Source organism: Candidatus Polarisedimenticolia bacterium, assembly GCA_036004685.1.
Taxonomy (GTDB): Bacteria; Acidobacteriota; Polarisedimenticolia; order Gp22-AA2; family AA152; genus DASYRE01.
On the sequence record DASYRE010000023.1, the window covers coordinates 41,040 to 56,884 of the forward strand.

Annotated in this window: 7 protein-coding genes; 6 read left to right on the forward strand and 1 reads right to left on the reverse strand. The window is 64.5% G+C overall.

Going from position 1 to position 15,845, the window contains the following annotated elements:
• Nucleotides 1–35 precede the first annotated feature (35 nt).
• The 6 genes from VGR67_05170 to VGR67_05195 all read left to right on the forward strand — a co-directional run bounded on the left by VGR67_05170 (nucleotide 36) and on the right by VGR67_05195 (nucleotide 12,168).
• Nucleotides 36–3,137 carry a response regulator gene (locus tag VGR67_05170; protein HEV8335786.1) on the forward strand — a complete coding sequence of 1,034 codons (3,102 nt, stop codon included), beginning with the start codon at nucleotides 36–38 and terminating at the stop codon, nucleotides 3,135–3,137.
• Entirely contained in the window at nucleotides 3,137–6,187 is a 3,051-nt protein-coding gene (locus VGR67_05175; protein HEV8335787.1) for an ATP-binding protein, read from the forward strand. Before VGR67_05170 ends, VGR67_05175 begins: the two co-directional genes overlap by 1 nt.
• Nucleotides 6,184–8,853: a response regulator gene (locus VGR67_05180; protein ID HEV8335788.1), complete on the forward strand. Its 2,670-nt coding sequence runs from the start codon at nucleotides 6,184–6,186 to the stop codon at nucleotides 8,851–8,853. The genes VGR67_05175 and VGR67_05180 overlap by 4 nt, the downstream gene beginning before the upstream one ends.
• A gap of 150 nt (nucleotides 8,854–9,003) precedes the next feature.
• A complete protein-coding gene (locus tag VGR67_05185) occupies nucleotides 9,004–10,053 on the forward strand; it encodes an HlyD family efflux transporter periplasmic adaptor subunit (protein HEV8335789.1) in 1,050 nt (349 codons plus the stop codon).
• Nucleotides 10,053–11,042 carry an ATP-binding cassette domain-containing protein gene (locus VGR67_05190; GenBank protein ID HEV8335790.1) on the forward strand — a complete coding sequence of 330 codons (990 nt, stop codon included), beginning with the start codon at nucleotides 10,053–10,055 and terminating at the stop codon, nucleotides 11,040–11,042. The genes VGR67_05185 and VGR67_05190 overlap by 1 nt, the downstream gene beginning before the upstream one ends.
• Nucleotides 11,043–11,052: 10 nt before the next feature.
• Nucleotides 11,053–12,168 (forward strand): ABC transporter permease, encoded by a 1,116-nt coding sequence (locus VGR67_05195; protein ID HEV8335791.1) that lies wholly within the window; start codon nucleotides 11,053–11,055, stop codon nucleotides 12,166–12,168.
• A gap of 222 nt (nucleotides 12,169–12,390) precedes the next feature.
• Here VGR67_05195 and VGR67_05200 read toward each other — a convergent pair whose 3' ends face one another.
• The gene (locus VGR67_05200) at nucleotides 12,391–15,747 is read right to left on the reverse strand and encodes a TonB-dependent receptor (protein HEV8335792.1); all 3,357 of its coding nucleotides are present in this window, start codon (nucleotides 15,745–15,747) and stop codon (nucleotides 12,391–12,393) included.
• Nucleotides 15,748–15,845 lie beyond the last annotated feature (98 nt).

Consider the following 15,845-nt stretch of genomic DNA (forward strand, 5'->3'; position numbering starts at 1 on the left):
GCGAGGCGGCGGGCGTCTCCATGACGGAGGCTTCGATGACGAGAGCCTCGGTGTTGTTCCAGGAGCACCAAGGCCGAATCCTCCGTCGCACCGATCGCATCTTCGCGGGTCTCCTCGCCTTCGAGTGGCTCGCGGGCATCATCGCCGCCCTGTTCATCTCGCCTCGAACCTGGGCGGGGCAATTCAGTAAGCCCCACATCCATGTCTGGGCAGCGGTGTTCCTGGGCGGAGCCATCGTCGTTTTCCCGATCGTGCTCGCCCTCTGGCAGTCGGGCCGTCCCTTCACGCGGCACACCATCGGCGTCGGCCAGATGCTTTTCGGGGCCCTCCTAATCCATCTCACCGGCGGCCGTATCGAAACGCACTTCTTCGTGTTCGGCTCCCTGGCCTTCCTGGCCTTCTACCGGGATTGGCGGGTCATTCTCTCGGCGACCCTGGTGGTCGTCGTCGACCACTTCGCCCGAGGACTGCTTTGGCCTCAATCGGTCTATGGTGTGCTCGTCGCCAGCCCCTGGCGGACGATCGAGCACGCGGGCTGGGTGGTTTTCGAGGACATCTTTCTCATCGCTTCCTGCGCGCAAGGAGTGGAGGAAATGCGGCAGATCGCCGAGCGCCAGGCGCGCCTCGAGACCGTCAACGACGAAATCGAGCGTCAGGTGGAAGACCGAACCGCCGCGCTCCGGACGAGCGAGGAGCGCTTCCGTTTGCTGGCCGAGTGCTCCCCCGTAGGGATCTACCAAACGGACGCCGCCGGACACCGCGTCTACGTGAACGCCCGGTGGGCGGAAATCGCCGGGCTGGCCTTGTCGGAGGGACTGGGCGACGGGTGGCTCGGAGCATTGCATCCGGAGGATCGCGGCCGCGTGCTCTCGGAATGGAAAGCCTGCAGCGCCGCCGGGAGAGACATCAATCACGAATTTCGCCTGCAGCGCAGCTCCGGAGAGATTCGCTGGGTCCACTCCTTCGCCTCCCCGGTGCGCACCTCCTCCGGAGAGGCCACCGAGTACGTGGGCATCGTCGAGGACATTACGCGCCGCAAGGAAATCGAGGGCGAGCTGGAACGCGCCAAGGAAGAGGCCGAAGCGGCCGCCCGGATGAAGTCCGAATTCCTCGCCAACATGAGCCACGAGATCCGCACCCCGATGAATGCGGTGATCGGCATGACCGGGCTGCTGCTGAGCACCGACCTGACGAAGGAGCAGCTGGAGTACGCCGAGACGGTCCGGCGTTCGGGAGAAGCCCTGCTGACCATCATCAATGACATCCTCGACTTCTCCAAGATCGAGGCGGGACGGCTCCATCTCGAGGTGATCGACTTCGATCTTCCGGTGCTCGTCGAAGAAGTGGTCTCCCTGCTCGCCGAGCGCGCCCAGGCGAAGAACCTCGAGCTGGTCTGCGTCGTGCATCACGGGGTTCCCTCGGCGCTGCGCGGAGACCCCGGGCGATTGCGCCAGATTCTCTTGAACCTGGTGGGAAACGCCGTCAAGTTCACGGCTCAAGGCGAGGTCGTCCTGAGGGTCAAGTCGCTGGATCCGGATACCGATCCCTGTCCGGTCCGATTCGAGGTCTCGGACACCGGCATCGGCATGCCCGCCGAAGTGATCGATGGGCTCTTCCGGCCTTTTTCGCAGGCCGACAGCTCGACCGCGCGCAAATTTGGAGGCACCGGTTTGGGGCTGGCCATATCCCGGCAGCTCACCGACCTGATGGGAGGCGCAATCGGCGTCGAGAGCCAGCCAGGCAAGGGAAGCACGTTCTGCGTGACCTTGCGCCTGGAGAGGCAGCCGGAAGGGGCCGGTATCCTCCCGGCGCCTCGGGACAGCCTGCGCGGGCTACGAATCCTGAATGTCGATGACAACCGGTCGAATCGCCAGCTTCTTTCCGTCCTGGCTGGTTCGTGGGGCATGAACTCCGACGAGGCCGAGAGTGGCCCCGCGGCGTTGGATCTTGCGCTCGCCGCGGCTCTCGAAGGCCGCCCGTACGACGTGGTGGTCCTCGACATGCAGATGCCCGGCATGAACGGCCTCGAACTCGCCCGCAAGCTCAAAGCCGATCCGCGCACCGCCGCGCTTCGTCTCGTGATGCTGACCTCCGTCGGTCTCCGAGGCCAAGGCGAGGCTTCCCGGGCGGCCGGCATCTCCGGTTATCTGACCAAGCCGGTACGGCAGTCGCAGCTCTACGACTGCCTGGCGACGGTGATGAGCTCGAGCCTGATCAGGGGAGCAGGGGGCAAAGCCTCCATGCCGCTGGTCACGCGTCACAGCCTGCGAGAGGCGAAGGCGCGCCGGCAAAAACGGATTCTCGTCGCGGACGACAACGAAACGAACCAGCTCGTGGCGGTCCGCATGCTGGGCAAGCTCGGCTTCCAGGCGGACGTGACGGCCAACGGGCTGGAGGCCGTGGAGGCTCTCACGCGAATTCCGTACGGGCTCGTGCTGATGGACTGCCAGATGCCGGAGATGGATGGCTATGCCGCGACGCGCGCCATCCGCCAGGCGGAAGAGTCCAAAGGAATTCACACTCCCATCATTGCCATGACCGCCCACGCGATGCAGGGGGACCGGGAGAAGTGCCTGGAAGCCGGCATGGACGACTACCTGGCCAAGCCCGTCCGCTCCGAGGAGCTCGCCAAAACGATCGAGCGATGGCTCCGGCCCGAGGCGGGGGACGAGGACCGCGAGACGGCGGGCACGACCCAGACCACCAACAAGAAAGTCAAGGCTCGCTCGAAGCGGACGAATGTCCAGAGCTCCCTGCCGCAAGAGGCTCCGCTGGATGTGGCCATATGGGACGAGCTAAGGGAGGCGGGCACCGCCGATGAGGACGGATTCCTGCGCCTGCTGGTCGGGAAGTTCCTGGAGGAGGCGCCGGCGTGTCTCGCCGCGCTCTCGGAAGCTTCCGCCGGCGGCGATGCCGCCGCTCTCGGTCGAGCGGCACATCGGTTGAAGGGCGCCGCCGCCACCCTCGGCGCGACCCGAATGGCCTCGATGTCGATGGAGCTGGAGAAGCTGGGGCGAGCCGGCTCCGTGACCGGGAGCCAGGGGTGGATCACGCTTCTCGAGGCAGAGCTGGGCCGCGTCCGCAAAGCCTTGTCCAAGGAGCTGGACGGAGCCGGGACGCAGCGGAAGACGGCCTGATGCGGAACGCGGCCGATCGAGAGAGGGTTTCCCGGGGGGAGTGGCTCGTCGGTGGCGGCGAGATGGCTAAGACGATCAAGGCCAAGGATTGGTCCAAGACTCCTCTGGGTCCCATGGATTCCTGGCCGCAGAGCCTGCGGACCACCGTCAGCCTCGTGCAGGCCTCCAACTCGCCGATCTCCCTCGCCTGGGGCCCCGGCCACGTCCAGATCTACAACGATGGCTACTGGCCCATCTGCGGGGCCAAGCATCCTGCGTCGATGGGCCAGGACTTCCGCGAGTGCTGGGCTTCCGCCTTTCCCGTCATCGGGGAAGCCTACGCGACCGCCTGGTCGGGGAAGAGCGCCTACCTGGAAAAAATGCGGATGTTCCTGGACCGCTATGGCTTTCTGGAGGAGACGTGGTTCACGTTCTCGTTCAGCCCTATCACGGACGAATCGGGCTCGGTCGGCGGCCTCTTTCATCCGGTTACCGAGATGACCAGCCAGATGCTTACGGAGCGACGCACCAAGACGCTTCGTGAGCTCGCCAGCCGCGGGGCCCGGGCCCGGACCACGGAAGAGGCGTTCGCGCTGTCGGCTCAGGTGCTTGCCGAATCCGACCTGGATTTGCCGTTCGTCTTGTTCTATCTGGTGGAGTGGGACTCACGCCGCGCCCGGCTCATCGGCCAGACAGGACTGGAGCCTGGAACCGACGTGAGCCCGAAGCTCATCGATCTGCGCTCGCCGGTCAATCGTCCCTGGCCCGTGGAGGAGGTGACGCGCACGGGACTGCCGTGCCGGATCGACTCCACGGGGACGCTGCTCGCTGGCCGGCCAGTCGGTCCTTACCCTGAGATTCCGAAATCGGCGTTCGCCCTGCCCATTCGCCAGCCGGGCACCGACCAGCCCGCCGCCGTCATGGTGGCGGGCGTCAGCTCGCGGCTGCCCATGAACGAGCCCTACCGCGGCTTCTACGACCTGATCGGCGCGGCCGTGGGTACGGCCTTGGCCAATGCGCGGGCCTACGAGGTGGAGCGCAAGAGAGCCGAGGCGCTGGCCGAAATTGATCGGGCGAAGACGGCGTTCTTTTCCAACGTGAGTCACGAATTCCGTACGCCGATCACGCTGATCCTGGCCCCGCTCGAGGACGAGCTCGCCGAACGCCGGGACCCCTTGCCGGCCGGGCGCCGCGAACGGCTGGAGACGGCGCACCGCAACAGTCTCCGGCTCCTGAAGCTGGTGAACACCCTGCTGGATTTCTCGCGCATCGAAGCGGGGCGGATTCAGGCCACGTACGAGCCGACGCATCTGGGAGAGGAGACGGCGGAGCTTGCCAGCGCGTTTCGCTCGGCGGTGGAAAGAGCCGGACTGCAGCTCACGGTCGATTGCCCTCCCTTGCCCGAGCCCGTCTACGTGGACCGGCAGATGTGGGAGAAGATCGTCCTGAATCTCGTCTCGAACGCTTTCAAACACACCTTCCAGGGCGGCATCGAGATCAAGCTGCGGTGGCGCGAGAATGGCGCGGAGCTTTCCGTCCACGATACCGGAGTGGGCATTGCAACGGAGGAGCTGCCGCGGATCTTCGAGCGCTTTCATCGCGTCAAGGGAGCCCAGTCACGGTCGCACGAAGGGACCGGGATCGGCCTGGCGCTCGTGAAGGAGCTGGTTCTACAGCACGGGGGAGAAGTCCGAGTCGAGAGCCAGGAGGGCAAAGGCAGCGTCTTCACGGTCGCCATCAAGGCGGGGCGCGCTCACCTTCCGGCGGAGCGCCTGCAGACCGATCCCAGGCCCGCCTCCCCGGGGACCGGGGCGGCCGCCTACGTCGAGGAAGCTCTGCATTGGCTGCCCGGCGCGCCGGCCGAGATTGCCATGCCATCCGCCGGAGCGAGGCCGGGCGCCGCTCCCGGCCAATCCGCGGCGGCCGCTTCCCAGCACCGATCGAGCGTTCTCTGGGCCGACGACAACACCGACATGCGTGAATACGTCCGGCGGCTGCTGTCGCAGGATTACGACGTGATCGCGGTCGCCGACGGCGTCTCGGCGCTCGAGATGGCGAAGAAACAACGACCCGACATCGTTCTGACGGACGTCATGATGCCGCGGCTGGACGGATTCGGCCTTCTCCGGGAGCTGCGAGCCGATCCCTCGATGCGGACCGTTCCGGTCATCCTTCTCTCGGCGCGCGCCGGGGAGGAGGCGACTCTCGAAGGCCTCCAATCGGGCGCCGACGATTATCTCGTCAAGCCCTTCTCCGCTCGCGAGCTTCAGGCCCGGGTGCGGACGCACCTCGACATGAGCCGCGCCCGCCTCGAATGGGCCAGGCGCCTGGAGCAGGCGAACCAAGAGCTGGAGGCCTTCAGCTATTCCATATCGCACGATCTGCGAACGCCGCTACGTCACATCCAGGGATTCGTCGAGCTGCTCCGGGAAGAGGCCGCTTCGGCTCTCGACGAGAACGGGAGTCGATATCTGGGCAAGATCGACGCTTCCGCGAAGAGCATGGCGAAGATGATCGAGGACCTGCTTGCGTTTTCGCACATGGGCCGCCGCGAGATGCGCGATACCAGGGTGGATATGGGCCGCCTGGTCTCCGAAGTGAAGAGCGAGCTTCAGGAGGAGGCGAGAGGACGCCGGATCGTGTGGAACATCGGACCCATGCCGGAGGTCCGGGGAGATGCGGCGCTGCTCAAGCTGGCCGTGACCAATTTGCTCGCCAACGCGATGAAGTACACGCAGAATTGTGAGGAAGCCCGCATCGAGATCGCCTCGGAGGCTCCCCGGAACGAAGTCGTGATCTCCGTGCGGGACAACGGCGTCGGCTTCGATCCGCGGTACGCCCATAGGCTGTTCGGCGTCTTCCAGCGGCTTCACGAAACGAAGGAATTCGAAGGCACCGGGATCGGTCTGGCGAACGTGCGGCGGATCGTCAGCCGGCACGGTGGAAGGACGTGGGCCCACGGAGAGGTCGGCCGGGGCGCCGCGTTCTTCTTTTCACTTCCCAAGGCGTGGGACGAGGAGGAAGGACCCGCGGCCGCGGACCGGCTCTCCGAAGACCTGGCAGGAGCATGAGTCACCCGGCGGAAGCGAGCCGACCCGAAAGACTGCTGCGGATTCTTCACCTGGAGGACGATCCGAATGACGCGGAGCTGATCCGGAAGGCTCTGCCGAAAGCGGGGCAGGGCCTCTTGGTCGAGCAGGTGTCGACACGAAGCGAGTTCGCGCGGCTCCTCGGCCGGGGAGCAGTCGACCTAATCCTCTCGGATTTCGCGCTGCCCGACTTCGACGGTCTTTCCGCCCTCAAGCTGGCGCGCGAAAGGTTCCCGGACGTTCCCTTCATCCTCGTGTCGGGAACGATCGGTGAGGAAGCCGCCATCGAAAGTCTGCGTAGTGGCGCGACGGACTACGTTCTGAAGCACCGGCTGTCCCGCCTGGGGCCTGCGGTCTCCCGCGCCCTCGAAGAAGCTGCGGAGCGCAGAAAGCGCGTCGACGCGGAAGAAGCGCTGCATCGGGAACAGCGATTGTCGCGCTTGGAGGAGGCCCGGCGCCGCCGGAGCGAGGAGCGGCTTGCGGCGCAGTTCGACATGGCTCTTGCTCTGGCCAAGTCGACCTCCCTGGCCGAAGCGACGCCGCGCATTTTGAAGTCGGTCTGCGAGGTACTCGAGTGTGAATATGCGGCGCTCTGGGAGGTGGACCGCCAGGCCAAAGTTCTGCGCTGCGTGGAGATCTGGCACCCCGCGCGGATCGGCTTCCCCCAGTTTGAGGAGCTGAGCCGACGGACGACCTTTGCTCCCGGCGTCGGGCTGCCCGGAAGGGTCTGGGCCAGCGGCAAGCCGGCTTGGATCCAGGACGTCGTGGAAGACGCCAACTTCCCGCGGGCCCCGGCGGCGAGGCGCGAAGGGCTGCATGGGGCCTATGGCCTGCCCATCGTGCTGCAGGGGGAAGTCCTGGGCGTTATGGAGTTTTTCAGCCGGGAGATCCGGGAGCCGAGCAGCGATCTGGTCGCGATGCTCACTACGGTGGGAAGTCAGATCGTCCAGTTCATCGAAGGGAAGCACCGCGAACAGGAGCTGGTGGAACGGGTGCGTCTGACCGCCCTTGGCGCGGACATCGGCATGTCCCTGACCCAGCCCGGCACCCTGCGCGACCGGTTGCAGCGCTGCGCCGCGGCCGTCGTGAAACACCTCGACGCGGCCTTCGCGCGCATCTGGACGCTCGACCAAGCCGGCCAAGTCCTGGAGCTCCAAGCCAGCGCGGGCCTCTACACGCACCTGGATGGCGCCCACAGCCGGGTGCCCGTGGGGAAGTACAAGATCGGCCTCATCGCCGAAGAGCGCCAGGCCCACTTGACGAACGACGTCCTCAATGACCCCCGAGTCGGGGATAGAGAATGGGCGGCGCGCGAGGGGATGGCCGCGTTCGCCGGTCATCCTCTCATCGCGCGGGATCATCTGGTCGGAGTGATGGCTCTATTCGCGCGGCACCCCTTGAGCGACTACGTCTTGACGGCCCTGGCGACCATCGCCGACAACGTCGCGCTGGGTATCGAAAGCGAGAAAATCGAGGCGGAACGCGAGAAGCTGGAGATCCAGTTCCGGCAGGCCCAGAAGATGGAAGCCGTGGGGCGTCTCGCCGGCGGAGTCGCCCACGACTTCAACAACCTGCTGAGTGTCATTCTCGGCTATGGCAACCTCATGCTGGCGCGATCGGAGCGCAGCGAAGGAGATCGCAAGAGCCTACAGGAAATGTGCAAGGCCGCCGAGCGCGCCGCAGGCTTGACGCGCCAGCTTCTCGCCTTCAGCCGCCAGCAGGTTCTGATCCCGGAGATCTTCGATGTTCGCGAGACCGTCAAGGAACTGTCGAAAATGCTGGGCCGGCTGATCGGCGAGGACGTCGAGCTGCAGACGCATTGTTGCGAGGAGCCCTGCCACGTATTGGCCGATCGTGGGCAGGTGGAGCAAGTCATCATGAACCTCGTGGTGAACTCGCGCGATGCCATGCCTCAGGGAGGAAAGCTGTGCGTCGAAGTCCGGAGCGTCGGAGTGGCTGCGCCGATTCCGCACGATCACGTGACCATGCCGGCAGGACGCTACGTGATGCTGGAAGTCATCGATACCGGAACCGGCATGGATTCCGCCACCCAAAACCGCGTTTTCGAGCCGTTCTTCACGACCAAGGAGCAGGGAAAGGGGACCGGCCTGGGACTCGCGACGGTGTACGGAATCGTCAAGCAGAGCAATGGCTACATCTGGGTGCACAGCGAGCCTGGCAAGGGAACGAAGTTCACAATCTATCTGCCGCTTTCCCAAGGGCAGGCGAAGGAGGCGATTCCCGTGCCGCGCGGCGCGCTCCTGCGCGGAACCGGCACGATCCTCCTGGTGGAAGATTCCGAAGCTCTGCGCCGTCTGGCCCGGCACGTGCTCGAGGATACCGGCTACACGGTTCTGGCCGCCTCCAGCGGCGAAGAAGCGGAACGTCTGGCAGCCGGCCATTCCGGCCGGATCGATCTGCTTCTCGTCGATGTCGTCATGCCTGGAATGAACGGCCGAGAACTGGCGGAGCGCTTGTCATCGTTGCGCTCCGAGATGCAGATCCTCTACATGTCGGGCTACACGAACGACGCGGTCTTGCAGCACGGGATCGCGTCGGAGGCGGTGAACTTCATCCAGAAACCGTTCACTCCGAGCGTCATGACGCGCAAAGTGCGCGAAATTCTGAAGCAGAATCCCTCCTTCTGAAGTCATTCCCCGCCTTCTCCGGAGCGAAAAGTGTCGGAGCCCCGCTCTTTGCGCATCTCCGAAGAGACGGGGCATCGTCCTCGGACGAGGCCGTTGGCAAGGATATAATCCCCCAGGCGTTGGGCATCCGGAGCGCACAGGGGACATCGAATGAACCGCAAGGCCATCATTTTCATCGCATTGGCCGTCATCGCGGGCTCCGCGGTCCTCTATTTCTGGTTCGCTTCGCGGCCCCGGACGATGGTCTTGACCGGGTTGGTGACCACGAACGACGTCATCGTCAGCTCGCAGATCGCCGGTCAGATCGACAAGCTCCTGGTCACCGAAGGCAACGTCGTGAAGCACGGAGACCTGCTCGTGGTGATCAAGCCGGACGAGCTGCAGGCCGACGCCGCCTACTACGCTCACAGCGCCGAGGGAGTCGCGGAGCAGGTGAAGGAGGGCGAGGCGGCGCTGCGGTATCAGCAGCGGCAGACCACCGATCAGATCAAGCAGGCGGAGGCTGTCGTTTCCTCCGTGGAGGCCCAGCGCGCCGCCGCCGAGGCGGACGCTGAGAACGCCCGGCTGATCTTCGAGCGCAGCGAAGGCCTGAAGAGCCAGGGTATCCTTTCCCAGGGTGAGTACGACCAGGCGCGCACAACCTACGCTGCGGCCCAGGCCAAAGTGGACTCGTTCCGGAAGCAGGCGGACGCCCAACGGGCCACCCTGGCGCTGGCCCGGGCGAACGCCGAACAGAACGCCGTCAGATTGCACCAGCTCGATTCGAGCCGCCAGGAGCAGGCGGCGGCCGCCGCGCAGCGGACGAAGGCCGACGTTCGGCTCGCCTACACCGAGCTGCGGGCCCCCATCGGCGGCTTGGTGGACGTGCGCGCCGTCCGCGCCGGCGAAGTGGTCGCCGCGGGCCAGCCGCTCCTGACTCTCATCAATCCGGACGATCTGTGGGTGCGCGCGGACGTAGAGGAGACTTATGTGGACCACGTGCGGCTCGGGGACCGTCTGACCGTGCGGCTCCCTTCGGGCAAGGAGCGCCCGGGGGTTGTCTTCTATCGCGCGGCCGACGCCGCGTTCGCCACGCAGCGCGACGTGAGCCGCTCCAAGCGGGACATCAAGACCTTCGAGATCCGCCTGCGCGTCGACAACCGGGACCGGGGCCTCGCCGTCGGCATGACGGCCTACGTGATCCTCCCGCCGATTTCCTGATGGCCGCCATCGACGTCCGTCAGATCGTGAAGAAGTTCGACGACTTCACCGCCGTCAGCGGCGTCAGCTTCACGGTCGAGCGCGGGGAAATCTTCGGCCTCCTGGGCCCCAACGGCGCGGGAAAATCGACGCTCATCCGGATGCTCACGACCCTGATCGTGCCGACTTCCGGCACCGCGACCGTCAACGAGTTCGACATCCGGACCCAGCAAAACGGCGTCCGGCAGTCGATCGGCGTGATCCCCCAGGCGATGACCAGCGATCTCGAGCTGAGCGTCGAGGAGAACCTGATCATCTACGCGAAGCTCTACGGCGTGACACGCGAGCGCCGTAAGAAGCTGACGCGCGAGCTGCTCGAGTCGGTGGAGCTGACGCAGTGGGCCGACAAGCCGGTCAAGAACCTTTCCGGCGGGATGCGCCGCCGCGTGGAGATCGCCCGCGGCCTCGTCCACGAGCCCAAGATCTTCTTCCTTGACGAGCCGACGACCGGGCTCGACCCGGTGTCGCGCGTCGCCGTCTGGGAGATGCTCCAGCGCATCAAGGGGCAGCGCGACCTCACGGTTCTGCTGACGACCCATTACATGGATGAGGCCGACAAGCTGTGCGATCGGATCGCCATCGTCGACCACGGCGAACTGAAGGCTCTCGATTCCCCGGCGAAGCTGAAGGCCTCCGTCCCCGGACAGAACTTCGTGGAGGCCAGCTTCTCGACGGTGCCGGAGGGCTGGCCCGAAGTCCTGAAGGGGCTTCCAGCCGTCCAGAGCGTGACCGGCAAGGACAGGATCTACCGGATCTCGTCGGGCGACGGTCCCGAGACCACGATGGCGCTGATGGACGCCGCCCGGAAGTCCGGGGTCGACGTGGAGTCGCTCTCCGTGCAGAGCACGACCCTGGACGACGTGTTCGTCCATTACACGGGGCGGGGGCTCCGGGACGCCCTGCAGGAGGCCTCCCCGATGGACAGCCCGTTCATGATGCGGCGCGGGTAGGAGCGGGACGATGCAGCGGATGTGGGCGATCATCGAGCGCGAGCTGCGGCGTTTCCGCAGGAGCCCGGCGCTGATCTTCATCTCCCTCGTCTTCCCGCTCGTCCAGCTCGTCGTGCTGGGATATGCGTTCGGCGGCGTCGTAAAGCACCTCAAGATCGGAATCGTCGATCAGGATCACGGCCTCTCCGCGGTGAAGGTCCGCGAGCTCTGCAACGCCGCCGCGAGCGGCGCGAAGACCTTCGATCCCGTCCTCTACGCCGATCCGGGCGTGGCGCTGCGGGATCTCAAGAACGGAAAGATCAACGGCATCCTGACGATCCCGCCCGATTTCTCGCGGCGGACGCTGCAGAAGGCGGGATCCCGCCTCGCCTTGATCGAGGACAACACCGACGGGTTCGCCTCCTCCGCGCTGGCCGCGTCGGTCGGCGGGCTGGTGGGCGCCCTGAACCTGCCGGCTCAGGACGCGCGGCGGGTGCCGACCCAGGTGAGTCTGGATGTCGTTGAGGTGTATCCCTACGTCCCGTACATCCAGTACCTGCTTCCGGGGACGGTCGTCATGTCGATCTTCATGATGGTGATGATCGGCGGGGGGATCATCTTCATCGACGACAAGGCGCGCGGCCTGCACGAAGGCTACCTGGTCACCCCGATCTCCAAGCTCGAGCTCATCGGCGGCTTCAATCTCTCCGGGACGATCAAGGCGGTGGCGGCGGGCACGGTCCTGGCACTGCTCGGCTCGTGGATCGCCGGGATCCCCGATCCGCTCCAACCCTGGCGCCTCGTCAAAGTGTTCCTCGTGATCGTCGTCACCGCGTTCGCCCTCATCAGTCTCATGTTCCTGCTGATGGTGCGCGTGACCGATCCCCTCGTTCCCCGCGCTGTCTTCGGAGTCCTGAATACCCTGCTCTTCTTCCCGAGCGGCGCCGTCTACCCCCAGCAGGCGTTTCCTCCCTGGCTCAAAGGGATCGCCACGATCGATCCCTTCACGTACGCCGTCCACGCGCTCAAGAGCCTGCTCCTGAAGAACACCGGCTTCGACGCCATCGGCTGGGACCTCGTCTACCTCTCGATCTTCTCCATCATCGCCATGACCGCCGCCACCATGCTCTTCCGAAGGACGCTCTGAGGGCTTACAGTAAAAGGGCCCGCACGGGCGGGCCCTCACGAATCAATCTTCCGAAGAGCGAGCGGCTAGAAACTCCAGCTCAAGGCCAGGCGCATGGTGCGGGGCGCGCCGTAGCTGTTCGGCGTCAGAAAGACGGGGTTCCCGATCCCGGCGATCGACTCCACGTTGTCGTCGAAGGTCCGGGCCTCCTGGTTGCCCCCCCGATGCTCTCCTCGTGATGGCCTAGAAAGTCCAGTTTGCTGCCAGCCGAATGGCCCGGGGCGCGCCGTAGGCGCTGGGCGTCAAGAAGTCGGGGTTCCCGACTCCCGCGGTGCTTTCCACGTTATCGTCGAATCGCCGAGCTTCCTGATTGTTGAAGACGTTGAACACGTCGAAGGACAGGTTCAGCTGGGATTTTTCGCCGAACTTCACCGGATAGCCAAAATGGACGTCGATGGTCACGATGTCCGGATTTCGGCCCAATAGTCCGCGGGGAACGTGTTTGTAGTCGACGAGGAAGAGATTGCTTTTCGTGCAGCCGGGGACCAAGCTGGAGGAACACTTTGGCAGGGCGAAGAACTCAGAGCTTTTGCCTCGATCGAGGGTGTCGGCCGTGTCATCGCCATCCGAGTCTAACCACCAGGCATAGACCGGCTCCAGGCCCGGAAGCTCACCGCTGTTCTGGTATAAGGCGTGGGGGTGGGCGAGCTGGGGGGTGCGGGGAGTGCCCGACTGCCAGTTGAAACCTCCGCCGATCGTGAATCCGCTGGGCCACCGGTAATAGGGATAAACGTTCAGGACGTGCGTGCGGTCCGTATTGAGGAAGCCGGATGCGAATTGCCCCGACATGAGGGGGGAATTAGGGAAGTCGAAGAGCGAAGTGATGTTCGGGTCGCTCTGGCCGTTATCGTTCCGGAACAGTCCTTCGTAATTCCCTTTGAGCTGCGCGTATCGGTAGTTGGCCGTCACCGCCCAACTATTGGAGAAGGTCTTGTTGATGTTGAACTCGAGCGCTTTGTAATCCCGCTTCGGGGCGGGGAAGTTCGCGGCTCTTGGAGTATTTACGGCAGGATTGGCCAGGACGTAGTTCCCGAACGGGGCGGCATCGAACGACCCTGCCGGCACCCCGGGACAGGTCGTCCCGGAGCTGGGGAATGGGTCGCAGGGGTACCCGTAGTTGGTTCCGTAGTAATAGTTTTCGGTGGCTTCGATGGTCGAGAATTGGGTGTCCTCCAAGACTCGTCCCTGATAGCGGAAGATTCCCCGGATCTCAACGGCCAAGTCGGGGCGGATCTGCTGCTGGTAGCCGAGAATGTACTCGTCCTCATAGGGCAGGCGGGTCCCGGGCTGGACGGTGGTAGTCGCTCCCCCGAGCCCGTGAACGGTGTCGGTCTGGGTCGCCGTCCTCGGATCAGGTCCGTCGTATTCGATCCGCCCCCCGACCTCATTGCTGAACGAGCGGACAGCGAGATCATTCGGGATCTGCTCGTAGTAGCGGGCGTAGTTCCCATAGAGCTTGCTTTTCCCGTTTCCCAGGACGTCGTAGATCGCCCCGATTCGTGGAGAATACTCCCAGTCGAAGGTGTAGCCGCTGGGCAGGAAGGTCGTGGTTCCCACCCTTCCAGGATTCGCGAGGTTGTAGGGGAGAGTGAAATTCCCCGAGCCCTTCACCTTTTCGTGGGTCGCGCGGACGCCGGCCTTCACCGTCCAACGGGAAGTGATCTGCCAGGTGTCCTGGGCAAAGAGGTTCAACACCTTGTTGGTCGTGGGAGGCACTACCGGACGGAACCGGCTTCGGATGACTTCGAACTGATTGGAGTCTCTCTCTTCGATGAGCGCCCCTGAAAACGACTGGATGGGAGTCTTGTTCCAAACGCTCTTGTCGCAGGTGTCGCCAACGGGGCAATCGGAGTTGCGGACGCAGGCTACCGCCGGGTTCGCGGTGCAGCTGGCGGCAACGAAGGCGGTGAAGCTGGGGCCCGAGTAGTGCTGGTTGTCGGTGTATTCGATGTCATCGAACCCCGCACCGTACCTCACCTCGTGCTTGCCGATGACGTTCGTCAGCTTGACGGAGTACTGCGTGCTGAGGTCCCGCTGGTCGGACAGGAACCCCGGGCCTCCCCGGAAGTTTACCGGACCTACCTCGACCTGGCCCGAGTTAGCGAGCAGCTGCGCTCGCAGGTCCGCGATCTGGTAATCGTCCAGGAGAGGGGTTTCGCTGAACCGGCCGTGGTGCCGGGAGATCTGCGCGTCGATGAAGAACTTCGGAGTGAGGATTCCATTGTACTTGAGGGCTCCATTATTGGCGCCATAGCGGATTCCGCTCTGCCCGCCTCCCAGGACATAGTCACTATAAAGCAAGGAGGACGAACCGCTAATCTGCTGGGTATCGGCGTTCTGCGGACCATTGAATCCCCGGGAAGGGTCGCCGAAGAAAGAGAGGTCGAACCGGTGGTTGGCAGCCACGAACCAGGTCAGCTTCCCGGCATAGTTGTAACTTCGGCGCACCCTCTCCTGGAGCCCGAGCTGGGATGCCGGAAAGGCCTCCTGTCCGGCGATGTCGGGGTTGGTGGTGATGTCGATGGTACAGTCGGCTGGAGTATTGGAGGGCGGACAGCCGACAGGAAAACTGATGGACTGCACATCGAACCTCGTCTTCGTCTCCACGGGATTGATGGCCACGAACCAGAACAGCTTGTCCTTGACGAAAGGACCGCCATAAGAGAATGCGAAGTCGTAAATGTCCTCCTCGCGGGTATTCACGGAGCCCAGGAGGGTTCTCACTCGCTCCCGCGATCCTTCAAGTTCGTGGAACGTCGAGTTGAAGGCGACGCCTCCTCGGAACTCATTGGTGCCTGATTTCACGATGGCGTTCAGGACCCCCCCGAGGGCCTGGCCGAACTCGGCCTCGAATCCCCCCGTCTTGACCTGAACTTCGTCCAGGAAGTCGCCGGTAACACCCGTTCCCAGAGAGCCATAAACGATGTTGTAAGCGCCGATGCCGCCGTAGCCGGTGTTGGTGATGTTGATGCCGTCGATCAGGTAGGAATTCTCCAGACCCGAAGATCCCCCGATCGAAAAGTTCCCGGCCCCGGTGCCTCCGCCGCTCACAACCCCGGGCGCGGTCAGGAAGAGATTGCTGTAGTTCCGGGCGATTGGGATGGACGCGGTGAAGTCTGACACCTTGACGTTAGTGCCGATTGACGTGGAGGTCCGATCGAGGAGTGGCGCCTGACCCGTGACGGTGATCGTTTCCACCTTGCCCGGCTGCATGGCGTACTTCACCGTCGTCTTCTCGTTGAGCTTGATGATGATATTGTCCTGGACGATCGTGGAGAAACCCGCCGCGATGATCTGCAGTGTGTAGTTGCCGGGAGTGAGGAAGGGGATGATGAAGTAGCCATTCTTGTCGGAGATGGCTCTTCTCGCACCCTGGGGAGACTGGGCCGTGACCACCGCGTCGGCGATGGGTCGTCCGCGATCGTCGGTGACGACGCCCGCGATGGTCCCGGTGGTTATTTCCTGAGAGGTGGCGGGGGGCGCAAGGCTGGCGACCGCCATCGCCGTGAGGCAGATGAAGAGCAGGCCGTGCCTTTTCATGGTTCCTCCTCAGAAGACCAGGAAAGGAGTGGAGTTTTCGGATGGGACCGTGCAGGTCAACAGCCTGCCGGAGGCGGCGGGAGCCGCCGCAGGGCGGG